Consider the following 14139-nt stretch of genomic DNA (forward strand, 5'->3'; position numbering starts at 1 on the left):
CGGCGTCAAGCCGGTCGCAAGCTCGTTATCTTCAGCGCGCCGAGTGCCACGAAGCAGAGGGCGGCGACCGGAAAGATCATCCAGTTCAGCATCGTCCAGCCCCAGGCGTTGTAGACCATGCCCGACATCAGCGACGCGCAGGCGACGGAGCCGAACAAGACGAAGTCGTGGAAGCCCTGCACCTTGCCCTTTTCGGAAGGGTGGTAGCTGGCCGCCACCATGGCGGTGGCGCCGATGAAGGCGAAATTCCAGCCGAGGCCGAGCAGGATCAGCGCTGTCCAGAATTGCCACAGCGCCAGGCCCGACAAGGCAACGACGGCACAGCCGGTCAGCAACAGCAGGCCGATGGCGACAATGCGCTCGGCGCCGAAGCGATGGATCAGCGAGCCGGTGAAGAAGCTTGGCCCGAACATCGCCATGACATGCCAGGAGATGCCCAGCGTCGCATCGTCCTCGGACAGGCCGCAGCCGACCATGGCGAGCGGCGCGCCGGTCATGACGAAACTCATCAACGCATAGCTGCCGACGGCGCAGAAGAGCGCCGCGACAAAACGCGGCTTCGTCACGATTTCGGAAAGGGGTCTGGCATCGCCGTCGGCAACGTCCACCACCTTGCTCGCGGCCTTCGCCGGCAAGCGCAGGAACGACAGGATGATGGCCCCGGCCGCCGCCAGCGGCAGGATCGAGGCGAAAGAACCGGCAAACATGACTGGCGCGAACAATTCGCGGGTGAAGATGACGATCTGAGGCCCGAGAATGGCGGTGATGATGCCGCCGGCGAGCACGAAGGAGATGGCGCGCGCCTTGAACGCCGGCGGTGCGTTGTCGGCAGCGGCAAAACGGAACTGCTGGACGAAGGCGCCGCCGACGCCGATGACGAGCAATGCGAACGCGAACAGCCAGAAGCTGCCGTGGAACAACGCCAGGGTGGCGACCAGCCCGCCGAGCGCGGTGACGACGGTTCCGGTCATGAAGCCGCCCCGCTGGCCGAGCCATCGGATGATGGCCGCAGCCGGCAAGGCGCCGAGCGCCACGCCGAGATTGAAGCCAGTGATGGGCGCCGTCGCCAGGGATTTGTCGGCGCCGAGCAGATACTGCCCAGCCAGCGCGCCCATGGAGATGGCTATGGGAGCCGCCGAGCCAATGATCGCCTGCGAGGCGGCGAGGATCAGCGCGGTCCGCCGCGCCTCCTTGCCCGCCTCGACGGCGATGGCGGTCACGAAGCGTCCTTGCCGCGGCCCTCGCCACGCACACGGCGTGACACACGGTCGAGCACGGCGTTGACCAGCTTCGGCTCGTCTTCCTCGTAGAAGGCCTTGGCGATATCGACATACTCGGTAACGATGACCGCCACGGGCACGTCCTCGCGCTTCATCAGTTCATAGACGCCCGCGCGCAGAATGGCACGCAGCGTGGAATCGAGGCGCGACAGCGGCCAGTCGTCGGTCAGCGCCTGGCGGATGATCGGATCAATGGTCTTCTGGTTCTCGACGACGCCCGTCAGGATGGCACGAAACCACTGCGCGTCCGCCTCGCGATAAAGCGCACCGTCGACTTCCTTGCCGAGACGGAACGCCTCGTACTCGGCGGTGATCTCGAACACACCGCTGCCGGCGACATCCATCTGGTAGAGCGCCTGCACGGCAGCCAGACGGGCAGCACCGCGCTTGTTGGCGTGGCGCACCGCGGGCTGTCCTGGCGAAGCGGGTTCGCTCACGATCGCGCTCCCAACTGTTCCTTCAGCGCGATCATGGTCAGCGCCGCACGCGCGGCAAAGCCGCCCTTGTCGCCTTCCGAGCGCTTGGCCCGCGTCCACGCCTGTGCATCGTTCTCGGTGGTCAGGATGCCGTTGCCGATGCAGACCGAGTCCTGCAAGGACAGGTCCATGAGCGCACGGCTGGATTCATTGGCGACGATGTCGAAATGATAGGTATCGCCACGGATAACGGTGCCGAGCGCGACAAAACCGTCATAGCCCATCCCGCCTTCGGCCATGCCGTCGAGCGCGAAGGTGATCACCGCGGGAATTTCGAGCGAACCGGGAACAGTGACGACGTCGTAAGTCGCGCCCGCTTCATCGAGCGCGCTTGTCGCGCCATCGAGCAGCGCGTCGGCAAGGTCGTCGTGAAAGCGCGCCTCGATGATAAGCAAGTGCGCCTTCGTCTTGGGACGGATGAACGCCTTGCCGTGTTGGGATGTGCCAGCCATAGATGTCTCCGGGGTCGCCGGTGACTTAGGCCGAAGCCGGATTGATCGCAAGCGGAAGATTGCCCGTGGGCTAGTCGTCCTATCGATCCTCTCGCGTGTGCCACAGGCGCAGCAACAGAATCGTGGCGTTCGCTATCTCATAGCGAATCTCGTAGTTGCCGACCAAAATGCGGCGGACTTCGCGCAGCTCGAACTCTTCCAGCTTCTCCCCGATACGCGGATACTCGATTAGCCGTGCTGGGGCGGCAACCAGCGACTGCACCGCACGGGCTGCCGCCTGATTGTTCACTGGTGCAAGAAAGTCATGAAGCCTGACCAGATCGGACAAAGCCTTACTGGTCCACTTCAGCTCCATCAACGTGGTACCGGCAGTGGCTTTTCAGTACCAAGACTCTCGGCCCATGCCTGAACGGCCTGGTGGTCTATAACCCGACCAGCGTCGACATCGGCCAGCGCTTCAAGCGTGAGCCGTCGACGTTCCTCCTCCAAATCGACCCAAGCGGAAAGGGCTTGTTTGATGATCCACCCGCGCGGACGCTCAAGTCGAGCAGCCAGTTGGTCCACTTTCTCCGCAAGCGGTAGCGGAACATGAGCGGTGATAACTTTTGTGTCCATTCAAGCCTCGCAATCAAGTTTAATCATAGCGATTAAAGTTGATTAAGTCGAGGTGAGATTGGGGCTGTGCCTACAGCCCCTCTTTCGCGGCCTCCGCCAGCCGCGCCGCGTAGCGGGCCATGGTGTCGATCTCGAGATTGACGCGGTCGCCGGCGTTGCGCTCGCCCCAGGTGGTCACGGTCAGCGAGTGGTGGATCAACAGCACGTCGAAGCGGGTGCCCTCGACCCTGTTGACGGTGAGCGAGGTGCCGTCGAGCGCGACGGAGCCTTTCGGCGCGATGAATTTCGCCAGATGGCGCGGCGCTTCCAGCGTGAAGCGCACCGCATCGCCCTCATCCCTGCGCTCGACGAGCTCGGCGGTGCCATCGACATGGCCCGAAACGATGTGGCCGCCGAGTTCGTCGCCGATCTTCAGCGCCCGCTCCAGATTGATCCTAGTGCCCGTTTTCCAGCCCGCCGCCGTCGTCAGCCTGAGCGCCTCCTCCCAGGCCTCGACCTCGAACCAGCGCGCATTCGAGCCGCTGTGGGGCAATGCCGTGACCGTCAGGCAGACGCCACCGCAGGAAATCGAGGCGCCGATGGCGATGGTCTCGGGATCATAGGCGGTGTCGATGCGCAGTCCCACCCCTTCCCGCAGCGGCTTGATGGCGGCCACGGTGCCGATATCGGTGACAATCCCGGTAAACATCGATCGCTATCCCTGAAAATCCCTGGTCCATTCGGCGTAACCGTCTTCGCCGAACCGCATCTCGCGCAGCTTGCGAAAACCTGCCGGGATATGGTCAGCGTCGACAGGCGATGCAATGCCGTCTTCGCCGATCGCTTCGGGTCCCTGGAACAGCACGATGCGGTCGACCAGCCCGTCGGCCAGGAAAGCGCTCGCCACCTTGGCACCGCCCTCGACCAGCACGCTTGCCATGCCGAGCGCCGCCAGATCCTCAAGCAGCTCCGGCAATGCGACGCCGCCCTCGTGCGTCTCCGTGCCGATGAAGCGTACGCCGGCGCGCTCGAGTGCCGCCCGGCGCTGCGGATCGGCCTCCAGGCAAGCCGCGACGTAAAGCGGTACGCGATCGACGCCCGACACAAGCTTCGAGCCCTCCGGCAGCCTGATCTGGCGGTCGAGCACGATGCGTGCCGGTGAACGGTTCTCCAGCCCGGGCAAACGCACCGTCAGCGCCGGATCATCTTCCAGCGCCGTGCCGATGCCGACCAGGATGGCGTCCGCCTCGGCGCGCATCAGGTAGACTTCGCGGCGCGCCATGTCGCCTGTTATCGCGACCTGGCCGGCGCCTTCCCTGCCGATCTTGCCGTCGCTGGAAAGCGCAAGCTTCAGAATAATTTCCGGGCGCTTTCTCAGAGAACGAATCAAATAACCCGCCATCTGTTCGGCAGCTTCGGTGGCCAGCACCTTTTCCACCACTTCGACACCGGCCTCGCGCAGGATGGCATAGCCCTTGCCGGAGACCCGCGGATCGGGATCGCTGGCAGCGCCCACGACACGCGCGATGCCGGCGTTGACCAGCGCGTTGGCGCAAGGCGGCGTGCGGCCGTGATGGGCGCAAGGCTCGAGCGTGACATAGGCGGTGGCGCCCCGCGCGAGTTCGCCGGCCTCGGCCAGCGCCTCGGTCTCGGCGTGCGGCCGGCCGCCAATCGCGGTGACGCCGGTGCCGACGATCATCGGGCCTGAACCGTCGTCACGCACGATGATCGTGCCGACGGACGGATTGGTCGAGGTGCGACCTGCGTTCTTGCGCGACAGCCGCAAGGCCGCGGCCATGAAACGGTGGTCAAGGGCCGCTTGTTCGGCCTCGCTGCGTTGCCGTCCTGCCATCCTCAGCCGGCGTCCTCTTCGCTCTTTTCCTCGTCCCCCTTCAGCTCGCCGAGCAACTCGTGGAAATCCTTGGCCTCACGGAAATTGCGATAGACCGAGGCGAAGCGCACATAGGCGACATCGTCGAGCGACTTCAATGCATCCATGACCAGCCGGCCGACCTCGCCGGAAGCCACTTCCGTTTCGCCGGAGCTTTCGAGCTGGCGCACGATGCCGGTCACCGCGCGGTCGATGCGTTCGGGGTCGACATTGCGCTTGCGCACCGCGATCTCGACCGAGCGCAACAGCTTGTCGCGGTCGAAGGGTACTTTTCGCCCTGATTTCTTGACCACGACGAGGTCGCGCAACTGCACGCGCTCGAACGTGGTGAAACGGCCGCCGCAATCGGGGCAGACACGCCGCCGGCGGATCGCCGCGCCGTCCTCGGCGGGGCGCGAATCCTTCACCTGCGTATCTTCGGACTGGCAATAGGGACAGCGCATGGAGAGCCTTGGGTTCGCGAATCTGGTGAGGTGAAAGGATTAGAGCCTTTCCGGTGCGGATTGAAGCAGTTCCGTTTCTTCGACGGCCTGCCGCGCCTCAGAGATAGCGAGGCGCGAGGAAGATTGCCAGCGCGGCAAGCAGCCAGACGGCAATGCCCCTTTCCAGAGAATGTCCATCGTCCCCTGCCCGCCAAGCCGTTAAGGCGCAACGTCCTTGGTTGGGAAGCCGCAAGATGTGCCGAGATTGCGATAGGCCTTCGTGAAACCGTCCATCGGAATGCTGGCAACGGCCTGCTTGCCGAAGGTGACGTCGAGCGACGTGACTTTTCGCATGGCCCGCAGCAGCGCGAGACTTGTCTTGGCCTGGTTGTCGACCGTCCAGCTGGGACGGCCATTGACGGCATCGTTGGAGTAAACCGTCGCGGAAACCTTGACGCCGGGATCGCCGAAAATGGCCGCGATCTTCTTGTCGGTCGGCAGGGTCCGGTTGTCGATGGTGATCATGACGGCCGGATAAGCATCGGGCGGCAGCGCATCGCCTGTCGAGATCGACAATGTCAGCGTGCCCGAATTGCCACCCGCGTCGAAGAACGCCGTGGAGGCGGCGCAGGTCTTGTGCGCGTCCTGGCCGGTGTCGAGCGTATCGACCATGGTGGTCCAGCGGCCGAAAGTGCTGGTGGCTGGCATTTCCGGGGCGGGCTGCGTCTGCGCCAAAACAGGCCCGCAAGCAGCCAGCCAGCCGAAGGCGCCGAATGAGGCAAGACAAAAAATGCGCATCATCAATTCTCCAGTTCCATGCGTCACCCGATCAGGGGTGACGCACCGCCGGTGGATAAAAGATGACGCTTCGCGCCCGGTCAACCGAGATAGGGATAGAGCGGGAACCGATCGGTCAATGCAACGACCTTGGCCTTGACCGCAGCCTCGACCGCGGCATTGCCTTCGTCGGAATTGGCGACCTTGAGCCCATCCAGCACCTCGGCGATCAGCTTGCCGATCTCACGGAATTCGGCCTGGCCGAAGCCGCGCGTGGTGCCGGCCGGCGTGCCCAGCCGTACGCCCGAAGTGACGAAGGGCTTTTCCGGATCGAAGGGGATGCCGTTCTTGTTGCAGGTGATGTTGGCGCGACCAAGGGCCGCCTCGGCGCGCTTGCCGGTGGCGTTCTTGGGCCTGAGGTCGACCAGCATCAGGTGGTTGTCGGTGCCGCCGGAGACGATGTCGAGACCAGTTTCCTTGAGGCTGGAGGCCAGCGCCTTGGCATTGGCGGCGACGCTTTCGGCATAGACCTTGAAGCTCGGCTTCAACGCTTCGCCGAAGGCCACCGCCTTGGCGGCGATGACATGCATCAGCGGGCCGCCCTGCAGGCCGGGGAACACCGCCGAGTTCATTTTCTTGGCGATATCCTCGTCATTGCACAGGATCATGCCGCCGCGCGGGCCGCGCAGCGATTTGTGCGTGGTGGTCGTCACCACATGGGCGTGCGGCAGGGGCGAGGGATGCACGCCGCCGGCGACGAGGCCCGCGATGTGCGCCATATCGACCATCAGATAGGCGCCGACCGCGTCCGCGATCTCGCGAAAGCGCTTCCAGTCCCAGATGCGCGAATAGGCTGTGCCGCCGGCCAGGATCAGCTTCGGCTTGGTCTCGTGCGCGGTCTTTTCGATGGCGTCCATGTCGAGCAGATGGTCTTCCTTGCGCACGCCATAGGAGACGACCTTGAACCACTTGCCGCTCATGTTGACCGGCGAGCCGTGGGTGAGATGCCCGCCGGAATTGAGGTCGAGGCCCATGAAGGTGTCGCCGGGCTGCAGCAGCGCCAGGAACACCGCCTGGTTCATCTGACTGCCGGAATTCGGTTGGACGTTGGCGAAGTTGCAGCCGAACAGCTTTTTCGCGCGCTCGATGGCCAGCTCCTCGGCCACGTCGACGAACTGACAGCCGCCATAGTAGCGCTTGCCCGGATAGCCCTCGGCATATTTGTTGGTCATGATCGACCCCTGCGCTTCGAGCACGGCGCGAGAGACGATGTTCTCCGAAGCGATCAGCTCGATCTCGTGGCGCTGGCGACCGAGTTCGTTGCGGATGGCGCCGAAGATCTCCGGATCGGCATCTTCCAAAGTGGTTTCGAAGAAGGATTCGAATTTGTTGGACGCCGCCGCTGCTGTTGCCATGGCCTGAGTTCCCCGGGGTTGGAAGGGTAAATTCTTGGATGCCGTCGTCCCAAACCACTGGACGGTTCTGGGCGACATGCATTGCGTTCGCCGGCCATTAACACAGTTGTTTTGGGCTCGCCACGTTTGCGGCGCGAAATTTGCTGGCCGGTTTGCGGCAAAGGACCGGCAGACCGCTATTTCCTGTCCCGCCGCTGCTTCAGCAAGGCCTCGGTCAAGGTGATTTCGGAAAACAGGGCGCGCATCGTGTGATCATTGATCTCTTGGCTGCGGAACATATCGCGTAGCGCGGCGCGCTCGGCTTCGATGCCCGCCGCCCTGAGTTCCAGTTCCAGCCTGCCGGCTTCGCGAGCCTCGGCGCGGGCCTCGTCGGCTTCGTCGGAAGCCGCGATGCGCCTGCGGTAACCTGCCACGATGCTGTCGGCGACGGCCAGCCGCGCCTCGACCGCCTCGCCCTCGCCTGCCTCGTTGGCGATGCTCTCGATCCTGGCGATCGCCGCATTGGCGGCGCCGACGCGCGCCCGGCGCTCCTCCGCCGCGGCCGGATCCTCGCCCGGCTCGACCAGTCCCCGCGCGATCCTGGGCAAGGCAAAGCTGGCAATCACGAGCGAGCAGATGATGACGCCGGCGGCGAGGAAGATCACGACATCGCGTGCCGGAAATGGCGAGCCATCCTGCAAAGCCAGCGGCAATGACAGGATGCCTGCCAATGTGATGGCGCCGCGCACGCCGGCTACGGAGCCGGCGAGCCGGACGCGAAACCCGAACGGCTCGGCCTTGCGCTGGCCGAGACGCGCCGCGATCGCCTGGGCGATGTCGCCGACCCAGATCCACAGGAAGCGCAGCCCGATCAGGCAGAGCGTCAGGATCAGCACCGTCGCCACCGGCTCGATCAGCCAATGCCGGCTGGACAATTCCGGCGGGACCTTGCGGATGATGTCGGGAAGCTGCAGGCCGAGCAGAATGAAGAGAGCGCCATTGAAGACGAAAGTGAGCGTCGCCCAAAGAGACAGGGTCTGCATGCGCGCCGATACGCCGAGGAAACGGAACATGCCGGTGACCCCGGTCAGCAGGCCCGCGGTCACCGCCGCCAGGACACCCGAGGCTCCGACATGCTCGGCGCCGAGATAGGCGACGAAAGGCAGCAGGATCATGACGAGAACCTGCGCCTCGGCCGGCACGCCACCGATGCGGTTGAGCAGTTGCAGCGCCCTGGCGGCGATGAACAGGGCCGCGACACCGGCCAGGATGCCGGCGGCGACGGCGTAGAGAAAGCTGAGCGAGGCTCCCGCGAAGGAGAAGCTGCCGGTCAATGCCGCCGCCACTGCAAAGCGGAACATGACCAGTCCCGACGCGTCGTTGAGCAGCGACTCGCCCTCCAATATGTGCATCAGCCGGGACGGGACCACATTCCTGTCGACGATCGAGGACACCGCCACGGCGTCGGTCGGCGACAGCACGGCGGCCAGCGCGAAAGCGACGACGAGCGGAATGCTCGGCACCAGCCAGTGCAAGGCATAGCCGAAGCCGACGATGGTGAAGAAGACGAGCCCGATGGCGAGATCGAGTATGGGTCCGCGCAAGGCGACGAGTTCGCGTTTGGGCGCCGCGAAGGCGTCGCCGAACAGAAGCGGCGGGATGAACACCAGCAGGAAAAGTTCCGGATCGATCTCGACATGCAGGCCCTTGGCGGGCCAGGCCAGGGCCGCGCCGATGGCGATCTGCAGCACCGGCAGCGGCACCCGAACCAGCCGGACGAGCGCGCCGGACAGAGCCACGAAGACGAGCACGACGAGAATGAAAATGGCGACGTCCATGGCACGAATCCGGCTGTTTGCCGACCATCGCCAATCGCCGGAGCTTCGTCCAGCCGGTCAAAGGACTGGATCTGACGGCGTCCGCAACGAAAAAGCCGCCCTGAGGGCGGCTTTTTTTGCAAAAATATCAGCTTGTTACAGCGAAGACGTGATCTGCAGCTCGCTGGCGCCGTCGAGCGCGTAGACGTCGTCGCGGAACTGGACGACGCCGGGTCCTGTCGACCAGGCCGAGAGATAGAGGAAATGCACCGGCACCGGGTTGGTGACCTGGATCGGCGTGTTCTGGCCGGTCTTGATAGCCGCCTCGAAATGCTGGCGATCCCAGCCGGGCGTGTCGCGCAGGATCCAGGTGACGAGGTCGCGCACGTTCTGGACGCGCACGCAGCCCGACGAATCGAAGCGCATCATCTTGCCGAACAGGCTCTGCTGCGGCGTGTCGTGCATGTAGACGCCGTCGGGGCTCGGGAAATTGATCTTGACCGACGCCATGGCGTTTTCTGAGCCGGGATCCTGACGGAAACGGTACTTGGCGGCATCGTCGGTCGACCAGTCCACGTTCATCGGATCGACTTCGCTGCCATCGGGCGCGAACAGGCGGATATGGCTGTTCTTGAGATAGTCGGGATCCTTCCGCATCAGCGGAATGATGTCCTTGCGCACGATCGAGACCGGTGCGTTCCAGTACGGGTTGACGATGATCTCGTTGATCTTGGAATTGACGATCGGCGTCTGGCGATCGATCTTGCCGACAATCGCGGTGTGGCGAAGCACGACGCGGTCGTTCTCGACCGCTTCGACCTGCGCCGCCGGAATGTCGACCAGCACATAGCGGCTGCCCAACGTGCCGGCCTTCTCCTTCAGCCGCTGCAGGTTGGTCTGCAGCTGGCCGAGCCTGATCTGCGCCGAGACGTTCATCGCGGCGTAGGTGTACTTGCCCATCGAGCCGTCAGCCGGCAGGCCATGGCGCAACTGGAAGCGCTTGACCGCAGAGTCGACATAGGAATCGAAAGCCGTCGAAATGCCGGCGCTCTGCGACAGGTCGCCCGCAATCATCAGGCGCTTGCGCAGCGGCACCACATCCGGATCGTCGACGCCGAGCTCAAGCTTCTTGGTCGCGGGAACGTCTGTCCAGCCACCCTGCCCGACAATGTTCTGATACTGCGCGACCGCCTGCTCGGTGAAGGCGACGGTCTGCGGGCTGAAGATCGGCAGCGTCGAGGCCACCTTGCCGCCTTCGCTGGCGCGGGCATCGAACTGATCATCCCAGTTGCCGCGCGCCGAGGATTTCAGGATATCCCCGATCACATCCTGCGCATTCGCACGACCGGCCACTACGGCGGCGGCGAGCGCGGAGGCTCCGGAAAGGAAAAAGCGGCGGCTGGTTCTCATGGACGTTCCAGACATTCTTGTAGCGTTCGATCACTTGCTGCGTCGATCATCGCGCGATCTCGCCCGCACTCTAAAATCGGCAATCTTAACAATTAGCCAACCATGGTCCGTATCACATTGGCGACAAAGCCAAGAGCAGCGATGCGGTTTGCGGGTGGACGCATGGTCTTCACCACAGCATCACTGCCACTCTCGGTTCCATTGGAATATGGCGGCAACGTGGCCTTGGCCCGTAATTTGCTTTGGCCGGATGCAAGAAAGAAAAGACCGGTGCTTTTCGGCACCGGCCCTGACTGGAGGTCGCTGTCATGGCCACGCTTCTGCGGCGCGGCTCCGTTTCCTGGATGGTCTTACATCCGGTAGGCGATGGTGTCGTTCCAGAAGCGGTCGAGCCGCTGCAGGGCGCGGTTCATCTGCTTGAACTCGTCGGTGTTGATGCCGCCGACCTGTTCGATCGAGCCGACATGGCGTTCATAGAGGCCGGCGACCACATCAGCCACTTCATTGCCCTTCGGCGTGAGCGAGACGCGGACCGAACGGCGGTCGATGCGCGAGCGCTGGTGGTTGATGAAGCCGAGATCGACCAGCTTCTTCAGATTGTAGGAGACGTTCGAGCCGAGATAGTAGCCACGCGAGCGCAGTTCGCCGGCGGTCAGCTCGGAATTGCCGATATTGAAGAGCAGCAGCGCCTGGATGGCGTTGATGTCGGAGCGACCGTTGCGGTCGAATTCGTCCTTGATGACATCGAGCAGACGGCGGTGCAGACGCTCGACCAGCTGCAGCGATTCCATGTACAGGGAACGGATAGCCTCGCGGCGATCGTCGGAAACGTTGGCGGTCTTCGCCGCCGGACGCGAATTGATCATTGTCTTTGCCTCTCGTTTGTCGCCCTGGTGATTTTTTGTTTTTCACCTTGATCGCGACACTATCGAATACTCATAAAATTCGACTTAAACGCTAGGGCTAACAAGAGCTTACCGGTAAGAGGTTTCGCAAGACGCTTAACGAACGGTCACCCGAGCAAGGATGATTAACCTAAAGATTTAGGCAATGGTCGCGCGACCGGATTTAGGCGGTCGCCAGGCAGTCAACGCCCACAAGGGCTTAGTGCCGTGCCGGTCGTTTCTGCAGGTAGATGACGACGCGAAAGACGATGTAGAGCAGCGCCACGCAGGCATGCGAGACGATGATCAGGGGACGATGGCCGAAAAGCTCGGGAAAGCCGGCATACATGACGATCTCGGTGATCGCGCATATGAACCAGATCACCGGCCCCCAGGACGCCAGCATCCACAATCCCGCCGCGGCAAAGGGAAAGAACACGGCGAGCATCACCGCCGCCACCTGCCAATGCACCGGCATGAGGTCGAAGCGCCACAGCGAGCCCGGATAGAATCCGATCAGCTTGATCCAGTACAGGACGCCGAACATCAGGCAGTAGCCCGCGATGACGCGCTGGAACCAGGCAAAGATCACCTCGACCGTCGAAGGCTGCAGGACCACGCGTCTCGATGTCACCTCGCTCACAGCTCAAGCTCCCGATCGCCGAGCGGAGAAAAATAGGCCCCGACATCCGCCTCGCTGACCGCATCGATCTTTGCCGGCCGCCATTGCGGCTTCGAGCCCTTGTCGATGATGGCGGCACGGATGCCTTCGTAGAAATCGTGGCCGGCCAGCATGCGGTTCAGGATGCGGAACTCCATCCTCATGCAGTCGTCCATCGACAATGTCTGCCCGGCGCTGATCTGCCGCCAGGCGACGCGAAGGCTGGTCGGCGAGCGCATGCGGATCGTCGCCAGCGTACCGGCCGCGAATTCGTCCTTGCCCGCGCGATCCAGGCTGTCGATGAGATCCGGCAGCGACGGTTGGGCGAAATGGCGGGCGATCGCCTCCAGGATCGGCCTGTCGGTCTCCCGCTTGGCCGGAACAAAGAAACCGCGCAGCACCGATTCAGGATCGCCCGTCAGCGCCAGCCGGTCGAGGACGCTTGCCTGGTCTTCGGCCTTGATGGTGTGGGTGGCCAGCCCCGACCACAGCGCATCGCCATGGCGGATGCGGTTTCCGGTCAGCGCCAGATACATGCCGAAGGAACCGCCAAGGTCGGGCAGCAGATGACTGGCGCCGACATCGGGGAAAAAGCCGATGCCGACCTCCGGCATGGCGAACTGCGCATTCTCGGTCATCACCCGGTGCGAACCGTGGAAGGAAATGCCGACCCCGCCGCCCATGACGATGCCATCGATGAGCGCCACATAGGGCTTCTTGAAACGGGCGATGTAGGCGTTGAGCCGATACTCGTCGGCGAAGAACTCGACGGGTGGCTTTCCAGCCCGGCCGGCTTCGTAGATGTGCAGGATATCGCCTCCGGCCGAAAACGCCCTGCCCTCGCCCTTGACGACGACGACGTCAACGCCGTCATCGCGCTCCCAGGACCGCAGCGCCTTGTCCATCGCCTTGACCATGCGATGGGTGACGGCATTGAGCGCCTGCGGCCGCGTCAGCGTGACGACGCCGGCCCTGCCCAGTCTTTCGAAGCGAATTTCGTCGCCTCCACCAAAATCCATCGCCAGAGAATCCTTGTCCCCGCGCCTGCGGGACTGAAGTGCTAAAGGCGGCGCATGGGTGCGTCAATGGCAGCGGCCTGTCGGCCGCGGTCTTGGCGGCAAGCGGTAGCCGATGCTAGACGTTGGCAGCCATTACGACAGGCCAAGAGCCGGATAGTGAGCCATGCCGCAGTTTTTGCGCCTTGTCCTTGTTCTGACTTGCCTGTCTGCTTTGTGGGCAACCAATGTTCCCGCCACGGCAGCCGACCTTGGCGACCTTTACCAATCGCAGACCATCGTCACCGGCCAGGGTGAAGAAAACCGCCAGCTCGGCTTCAGGACTTGCCTCGACAAGGTCCTCGTCCGAGTTTCGGGCGATCAGCGGCTGCTTGCCAGACGCGAAATGGACGCGCTGCGCGACAAGGCCGGCAGCTTCGTCGACTCGTTCCGCTACCATGATCGGCTGGAGGGCATTCCGATCCATGACGAGCAAGGCACGCATGACCGGCCGCATGATCTCACCTGCTTCTACAAACCTGATGTGATCGACAAACTGCTGGCGTCGCTCGGCAGCAGATCCTGGCTTGGCGAACGGCCGACGCTCACCGTCTTTCTCACGACTGAACAAGGCGCTCGGCATTTCGTTCTGACCGCCGAGGAAGGGCGTGGCGAGACAATGCGCGAATCTTTCGTCAATGCCACCGGTCCGATGCTGATGCATGTTGTCTTTCCGAAGGCCGCACAGCTGAGCGACCTGGGCGAAGAAGCGCTGCGGGCGGCCGACATGGCGAAACTGGATCGGCTGGCCAAACAAGCCGGAGGCGACCGAGCGCTCGCCGGCAGCATCGTATGGAGCGATGAGGAGCTAGGCTGGATCGCCTATTGGCGACTGGCCGATCACGGCAAGACCTATCGTTGGCAGGTGCGCGGTGTCAGCTTCGACGAGGCGTTTCGTGTGGCAATCGGAGGCGGGGCACAGATCCTTTCGGGCAATGGGCAGCCATGACCCAACGGGCGTGGCGGACAGCGCTGTGGCAGCTTTCGACACTGGCACAAACGTGTCGCATTGGTCAGCACCAAGGG

Annotated in this window: 16 protein-coding genes; 1 reads left to right on the forward strand and 15 read right to left on the reverse strand. The window is 63.5% G+C overall.

The annotated features are described in order from the left end of the window. Nucleotides 1–5: 5 nt before the first annotated feature. The 15 genes from LB536_RS26945 to LB536_RS27015 form a co-directional block, all read right to left on the reverse strand. Entirely contained in the window at nt 6–1220 is a 1215-nt protein-coding gene (locus LB536_RS26945) for an MFS transporter (protein WP_224597921.1), read from the reverse strand. Next, nucleotides 1217–1717, reverse strand: a complete 501-nt coding sequence (gene nusB / locus LB536_RS26950) for a transcription antitermination factor NusB (RefSeq protein ID WP_015318243.1) — start codon at nt 1715–1717, stop codon at nt 1217–1219. The genes LB536_RS26945 and nusB overlap by 4 nt, the downstream gene beginning before the upstream one ends. Continuing rightward, nucleotides 1714–2208: a 6,7-dimethyl-8-ribityllumazine synthase gene (gene ribH / locus LB536_RS26955; protein WP_224597923.1), complete on the reverse strand. Its 495-nt coding sequence runs from the start codon at nt 2206–2208 to the stop codon at nt 1714–1716. Before ribH ends, nusB begins: the two co-directional genes overlap by 4 nt. 79 nt (nt 2209–2287) lie before the next feature. Beyond that, entirely contained in the window at nt 2288–2563 is a 276-nt protein-coding gene (locus LB536_RS26960) for a type II toxin-antitoxin system RelE/ParE family toxin (RefSeq protein ID WP_224597926.1), read from the reverse strand. Beyond that, complete coding sequence (locus LB536_RS26965; protein ID WP_224597929.1) at nt 2563–2823, reverse strand: CopG family ribbon-helix-helix protein; 261 nt, start codon at nt 2821–2823, stop codon at nt 2563–2565. The genes LB536_RS26960 and LB536_RS26965 overlap by 1 nt, the downstream gene beginning before the upstream one ends. A 70-nt stretch (nt 2824–2893) precedes the next feature. Continuing rightward, nucleotides 2894–3511: a riboflavin synthase gene (locus LB536_RS26970; RefSeq protein ID WP_224597932.1), complete on the reverse strand. Its 618-nt coding sequence runs from the start codon at nt 3509–3511 to the stop codon at nt 2894–2896. Between the two features lie 6 nt (nt 3512–3517). Next, nucleotides 3518–4654: a bifunctional diaminohydroxyphosphoribosylaminopyrimidine deaminase/5-amino-6-(5-phosphoribosylamino)uracil reductase RibD gene (gene ribD / locus LB536_RS26975; RefSeq protein WP_224597935.1), complete on the reverse strand. Its 1137-nt coding sequence runs from the start codon at nt 4652–4654 to the stop codon at nt 3518–3520. 2 nt (nt 4655–4656) lie between these two features. Further along, nucleotides 4657–5136: a transcriptional regulator NrdR gene (gene nrdR, locus LB536_RS26980; protein WP_015318247.1), complete on the reverse strand. Its 480-nt coding sequence runs from the start codon at nt 5134–5136 to the stop codon at nt 4657–4659. Nucleotides 5137–5334: 198 nt separating this feature from the next. Further along, entirely contained in the window at nt 5335–5913 is a 579-nt protein-coding gene (locus LB536_RS26985) for a hypothetical protein (protein ID WP_411966596.1), read from the reverse strand. 80 nt (nt 5914–5993) lie between these two features. Then, the gene (glyA, locus tag LB536_RS26990; RefSeq protein ID WP_019857608.1) at nt 5994–7307 is read right to left on the reverse strand and encodes a serine hydroxymethyltransferase; all 1314 of its coding nucleotides are present in this window, start codon (nt 7305–7307) and stop codon (nt 5994–5996) included. Between the two features lie 176 nt (nt 7308–7483). Then, on the reverse strand, nt 7484–9124 hold the full coding sequence (locus LB536_RS26995) for a Na+/H+ antiporter (protein WP_224597941.1): 1641 nt from the start codon (nt 9122–9124) through the stop codon (nt 7484–7486). 135 nt (nt 9125–9259) lie between these two features. Then, entirely contained in the window at nt 9260–10513 is a 1254-nt protein-coding gene (locus tag LB536_RS27000) for a murein L,D-transpeptidase (RefSeq protein ID WP_224597944.1), read from the reverse strand. A gap of 350 nt (nt 10514–10863) precedes the next feature. Further along, nucleotides 10864–11379, reverse strand: a complete 516-nt coding sequence (gene ldtR / locus LB536_RS27005) for a transcriptional regulator LdtR (RefSeq protein ID WP_013896002.1) — start codon at nt 11377–11379, stop codon at nt 10864–10866. 238 nt (nt 11380–11617) lie between these two features. Beyond that, nucleotides 11618–12040 carry a DUF6163 family protein gene (locus tag LB536_RS27010; protein WP_224597946.1) on the reverse strand — a complete coding sequence of 141 codons (423 nt, stop codon included), beginning with the start codon at nt 12038–12040 and terminating at the stop codon, nt 11618–11620. Continuing rightward, the gene (locus tag LB536_RS27015; protein WP_224597949.1) at nt 12037–13077 is read right to left on the reverse strand and encodes an enoyl-CoA hydratase/isomerase family protein; all 1041 of its coding nucleotides are present in this window, start codon (nt 13075–13077) and stop codon (nt 12037–12039) included. The genes LB536_RS27010 and LB536_RS27015 overlap by 4 nt, the downstream gene beginning before the upstream one ends. Nucleotides 13078–13240: 163 nt before the next feature. Between LB536_RS27015 and LB536_RS27020 the strand changes: the two genes are divergently transcribed. Then, complete coding sequence (locus tag LB536_RS27020; protein ID WP_224597952.1) at nt 13241–14062, forward strand: DUF2066 domain-containing protein; 822 nt, start codon at nt 13241–13243, stop codon at nt 14060–14062. Nucleotides 14063–14139: the final 77 nt, after the last annotated feature.

The sequence above is a fragment of the Mesorhizobium sp. ES1-3 genome, from assembly GCF_020164795.1.
Lineage (GTDB): Bacteria > Pseudomonadota > Alphaproteobacteria > Rhizobiales > Rhizobiaceae > Mesorhizobium.